The organism is Nostoc sp. UIC 10890 (genome assembly GCF_054786515.1).
In genome coordinates, this window is the sequence record NZ_JBSGKF010000161.1 from 1 (window position 1) to 1,273 (window position 1,273).

Annotated in this window: 2 protein-coding genes; one reads left to right on the forward strand and one right to left on the reverse strand. The window is 41.8% G+C overall.

Features of this window, described 5'->3' with window-relative positions:
• The coding region (locus ACWATR_RS40110) for a thiamine pyrophosphate-dependent enzyme (protein WP_460345980.1) at positions 1 to 431 on the forward strand (431 nt) is incomplete at its 5' end.
• A 133-nt stretch (positions 432 to 564) separates the two neighbouring features.
• On the opposite strand, the gene ACWATR_RS40115 is transcribed toward ACWATR_RS40110, so the two are convergent.
• Entirely contained in the window at positions 565 to 747 is a 183-nt protein-coding gene (locus ACWATR_RS40115) for a CsbD family protein (RefSeq protein WP_460345983.1), read from the reverse strand.
• Positions 748 to 1,273: the final 526 nt, after the last annotated feature.

Sequence of the window (1,273 nt, forward strand, 5' to 3'; positions counted from 1 at the left end):
TTGCCATGACCTACGGAAATGTCTACGTAGCGAGTGTAGCCCTTGGCGCTAGAGATGAACATACCCTGAAAGCATTTCTGGAAGCAGAGGCTTATGATGGCCCATCACTGATTATTGCTTACAGCCATTGCATCGCCCACGGCATCAACATGACCACAGGGATGAATCATCAGAAAACTCTGGTAGAATCAGGTCGTTGGTTGCTGTATCGGCATAATCCAGAGTTGCTTAACCAGGGTAAAAATCCATTGCAATTGGATATGCGATCGCCTACGCAATCGGTAGAGCATTCGATGTATCAAGAAAATCGCTTTAAAATGCTCACCAAGAGCAAACCTGATATTGCCAAGCACTTGTTAGAACAAGCCCAAGCTGAGGTTGATGCACGTTGGCAGACGTATCAATATCTGGCAAAGCGTGACACTCTTTAAACATCTACCCTGTTTTTGCTAACAAAAATCGTGATTTTGGTTAGGGAACTCCAACAAATGAACTGGGCAGGAAAACCCGCCCAGTTCATAAGGACGGGCGAGACGCCCATCCTACAATAAATATTGCGATATTTTATTCTAAAGTCTTTTTAACTTCATCTTTGATATTCTCAGCGGTGTGACGGACTTGGGCTTCAGCTTGTTTAGCTTTACCTTCAGCTTTATCTTTAGGATCGCCAGTTACTTCGCCAATAGCCTCTTGTACTTTTCCTTCAATGTTTTTAGCAACAGCTTTTGCTTTATCTTCGATACTCATATTCTTTGTTCCTAAAGTATTTTAAGTGTTGATTTTTTATTGCTTGCTCGAAAAGCGCTGCAATGTTTATAGATTACTTTTATACAACTTTTAATTCTTCTATCTGACGATGCTTTTATGAAGAATATTTGTGTTCTTTGTACATAGTTATTTAACAGTTAAATTCATCTTGGAGAGTTCAAGTAACATCCAAAAGAGGGAAAGGTATCATTCTATTGTTCTACCTTGAGACAAAATCATTTACAACTTCAGGTAGACAGCGATGATGTTGAAGGAGCTAGAAGGCAGGAATAATAAGCTGTAGGGGCAATTCATTCTTTTTGGGTTCGATGGTCAGTTGTAGGGGTAAAGCGCAATGCTCATTGTTGTCAACTTAAGCTAAAAGCCTTTTCAAATCTCGTTTCCAGCCTCTGGGCTGGAAATGCTGCTCTTGGCGGCTCTGCCGCCAGTAAGCGAGGCGGAGCCTCTAAGATGGCATTCCCAGCCGGAGACTGGGAACGAGACACGAGATAATACCTAAAAGCTT

What these genes read in the sequence shown, in the direction of transcription:
- ACWATR_RS40115 (WP_460345983.1), bottom strand. Translation starts at nt 747, where the DNA reads ATGAGTATCGAAGATAAAGCAAAAGCTGTTGCTAAAAACATTGAAGGA.